Source organism: Bergeriella denitrificans NBRC 102155 (assembly GCF_001592185.1).
In the GTDB taxonomy this organism is placed as follows: Bacteria; Pseudomonadota; Gammaproteobacteria; order Burkholderiales; family Neisseriaceae; genus Neisseria; species Neisseria denitrificans.
Map to the genome: position 1 here is coordinate 1 of NZ_BCWL01000205.1, position 3585 is coordinate 3585.

The 3585-nt window shown below is 56.9% G+C and carries 3 protein-coding genes; all 3 read left to right on the top strand.

The window, feature by feature from the left end:
- Positions 1–91 precede the first annotated feature (91 nt).
- Positions 92–1090, top strand: a complete 999-nt coding sequence (locus BDE01S_RS09160; RefSeq protein WP_066080562.1) for an adenosine deaminase — start codon at positions 92–94, stop codon at positions 1088–1090.
- 134 nt (positions 1091–1224) lie between these two features.
- Positions 1225–2067 (top strand): 3-deoxy-8-phosphooctulonate synthase, encoded by an 843-nt coding sequence (gene kdsA / locus BDE01S_RS09165; RefSeq protein ID WP_066080563.1) that lies wholly within the window; start codon positions 1225–1227, stop codon positions 2065–2067.
- 95 nt (positions 2068–2162) lie between these two features.
- Positions 2163–3497 carry a phosphoglucosamine mutase gene (gene glmM / locus BDE01S_RS09170; protein WP_066080566.1) on the top strand — a complete coding sequence of 445 codons (1335 nt, stop codon included), beginning with the start codon at positions 2163–2165 and terminating at the stop codon, positions 3495–3497.
- Positions 3498–3585 lie beyond the last annotated feature (88 nt).

A 3585-nucleotide genomic window follows, 5' to 3' on the forward strand; every position in this document is an offset into this window, starting at 1 on the left:
GCCAACGCCGTAGCAGGATTGAAGTTCGACGACGATAACCAGCCGCTGCCGCCGCGCAGCCGTATATAAGTCGTATATAAAAGGAAACAAGATGTCGCTGACCCCATTGATTGCATCTTTGCCCAAAGCAGAGCTGCACCTGCATATCGAAGGCACGCTGGAGCCGGAGCTGATGTTCGACATCGCGCGGCGCAACGGCGTAACGCTGCCTTATCAAAGCGTGGACGAAATCCGCGCGGCCTATGATTTTCACAATCTGCAGTCTTTTTTGGACATTTACTATGCCGGCGCCGCAGTATTGCTGCACGAGCAGGATTTTTACGACTTGACTTACGCCTACCTGCTGCGCTGTAAAGCCGATAATGTGGTGCATACGGAAATCTTCTTCGACCCGCAAACGCATACCGCGCGCGGCGTAGCGTTTGAAACCGTGTTGAACGGCATTACCCGCGCCTGCGAAGATGCGCGGCGGGAATGGGGCATTTCGTCTTTGCTGATTATGTGCTTCTTGCGCCATCTGTCGGAAGAGGCCGCGTTTGAAACGCTGGCGCAGGCGCTGCCGTATAAAGACAAAATCATCGGCGTAGGGCTGGATTCGAGCGAAGTCGGCCACCCGCCCGCCAAGTTTGCGCGCGTATTTGAGCAAGCCCGTGCCGAAGGCTTTCTGGCCGTGGCGCACGCGGGCGAAGAAGGGCCGCCGGAATACGTTTACGAAGCATTGGATGTGTTGAACGTCGCCCGCATCGACCACGGCGTGCGCTCCGAAGAAGACGAAGCCCTGATGGAACGGCTGATTGCCGAGCAGATGCCGCTGACCGTTTGCCCGCTGAGCAACCTGAAGTTGAAAGTCGTCGGCCATCTGAACCAGCACAACCTGCGCCGTATGCTGCAACGCGGCGTGATGGTCACGGTCAACTCCGACGATCCCGCCTATTTCGGCGGCTATGTCAACCAAAACTTTATCGAGCTGGCCGCTGCGCTGGATTTGAGCGAAGCGGAAATCCGCACCTTGTGTCAAAACTCTTTCAAAGCCTCGTTTTTAAGCAGCGAAGAAAAAGAGGCATGGTGCAAGCGGGTAGCCGAAGCGTAAGCAGATTGCGCTAAGGTTTATCAGGCCGTCTGAAAAACGCGTTTTTCAGACGGCTTTTGCTGATTTGCCGCGCGTTAAGGACTATAATGCCGGTAATACGGCCTTTAAAGGGTCGGATGCTTTAGGAAATCAAGATGAATGTTCAAATCAAACACATTACAGTCGGCAATGATGCGCCTTTCGTGCTGTTCGGCGGCATCAATGTCTTGGAAGACCTCGATTCCACGCTCAAAGCCTGCGAGCGCTATGTCGGCGTGACCGGCAAACTCGGCATTCCTTATGTATTCAAAGCCTCGTTTGACAAGGCCAACCGCTCGTCGGTGCACTCTTTCCGCGGCGTGGGCTTGGACGAAGGCCTGAAAATTTTTGAAGCGGTCAAGCGCGAGTTCGGCGTGCCCGTGATTACCGACGTGCACGAGCCTTACCAGTGCCGCCCTGTAGCGGAAGTGTGCGACGTTATCCAGCTGCCCGCATTTTTGGCGCGCCAAACCGATTTGGTGGTGGCGATGGCGGAAACCGGCAATGTGATTAACATCAAAAAACCGCAGTTTCTCAGCCCGTCGCAAATGAAAAACATCGTGGAAAAATTTAAAGAAGCCGGCAACGACAAGCTGGTGTTGTGCGAGCGCGGCAGCAGCTTCGGCTATGACAACTTAGTGGTCGATATGCTGGGTTTCGGCGTGATGAAGAAAACCTGCGGCAACCTGCCGGTGATTTTCGATGTAACCCACGCCCTGCAAACGCGCGAATCGGGCGCCGCCGCATCGGGCGGCCGCCGCAGCCAGGTATTGGATTTGGCGCTGGCGGGCATGGGCACGCGCCTGGCGGGTCTGTTTCTCGAAGCGCACGAAAATCCCGACCAAGCCCGCTGCGACGGCCCGAGCGCGTTGCCGCTGGCCAAGCTGGAAGACTTCCTGACACGGGTCAAAGCAATCGACGAAGCCGTCAAATCCTTCCCGGTATTGACCATAGACTGACGGCAAAAGGCGGCCGCAAATATTCAGACGGCCGCAGTGGCAGTGCGGCAAACGCCCAGGCTGCCGCATCAACAGATAAACGGAGCATCAAAAAAATGGCTAAAAAATATTTCGGCACCGACGGTGTGCGCGGTGAAGTAGGGCAGTTTCCCATTACCCCCGATTTCGTATTGAAGCTCGGCTATGCCGCCGGTCAGGTGCTGGTGCAGCACGACGATGGGCAGCGCCCCACCGTATTAATCGGTAAAGACACCCGCATCTCCGGCTATATGCTGGAAGCCGCGTTGGTGGCCGGCTTTACCGCAGCGGGCGTGAATGTCTTGCAGACCGGCCCGCTGCCCACCCCGGGCGTGGCCTATCTCACCCGCGCGCTGCGCCTGTCGGCCGGTGTGATGATTTCCGCTTCGCACAACGGCTATTCCGACAACGGCATCAAATTCTTTGCCGAAGGCGGCGTCAAACTTTCCGACGAAATCGAGCTGGAAATCGAAGCCAAAATCGATGAAGAAATGAAAACCCAGCCCTCCGACCGCTTGGGACGCGCCCGCCGTATCAGCGGCGCCGACGACCGCTACATCGAATTCTGCAAATCCACCTTCCCTGCCAATCTGGATTTGCGCGGCCTGAAGCTGGTGGTGGACAGCGCCAACGGCGCCGGCTATCACGTTGCACCCAAAGTCTTCCACGAATTGGGCGCACAAGTCGTCACCATCGGCGACGGCCCGAACGGCTACAACATCAACGAAAAATGCGGCGCAACCTATCCGAAATCCCTGCAGGCCGCCGTCTTGCAAAACGAAGCCGACTACGGCATCGCGCTCGACGGCGACGGCGACCGCCTGATGATGGTGGACCGCAACGGCAAAGTGTATGACGGCGACAACCTGATTTACGTCATCGCCAAAGCGCGCGCGCGCGAAGGCGTTGAAATCGGCGGCGTAGTCGGCACCGTCATGACCAATATGGCCATGGAAATCGCCTTGCAGGAGCAGGGCGTCGATTTCTGCCGCGCCAAAGTGGGCGACCGCTATGTATTGGAACAGCTGCACCAACGCGGTTGGCTGATCGGCGGTGAAGCCAGCGGCCACATCCTGTGCATGGACAAACACAACACCGGCGACGGCATCGTCTCCGCGCTGCAAGTCTTGGCCGCCCTGCAGATTTTGGGTCAGGATTTGGCCACCGTATGCGCCGACTGGCAGCCCTTCCCGCAAACCATGATTAACGTGCGCATCCAAAAAGGCCAAAATTGGCAGGAAGCCTCAAAAGCCGTTTTGGCCGAAGTGGAGCAGGAGCTGGAAGGCAAAGGTCGCGTCGTTTTGCGCGCATCCGGCACCGAACCCGTCGTGCGCGTCATGGTCGAAGCCAAGCAGGCCGACTGGGCAGAAAAAGGCGCGCTACGCATTGCGGATGCGATTCAAGGTGCATAATCTGCTATGGTGTTTTAAAGCCGTCTGAAAATGGATATTCAGACGGCTTTTTATCTTGATTACGGGCGGTTTTATAGTCAAATGCTTA

What these genes read in the sequence shown, in the direction of transcription:
- BDE01S_RS09160 (WP_066080562.1), top strand. Translation starts at nt 92, where the DNA reads ATGTCGCTGACCCCATTGATTGCATCTTTGCCCAAAGCAGAGCTGCAC.
- kdsA (WP_066080563.1), top strand. Translation starts at nt 1,225, where the DNA reads ATGAATGTTCAAATCAAACACATTACAGTCGGCAATGATGCGCCTTTC.
- glmM (WP_066080566.1), top strand. Translation starts at nt 2,163, where the DNA reads ATGGCTAAAAAATATTTCGGCACCGACGGTGTGCGCGGTGAAGTAGGG.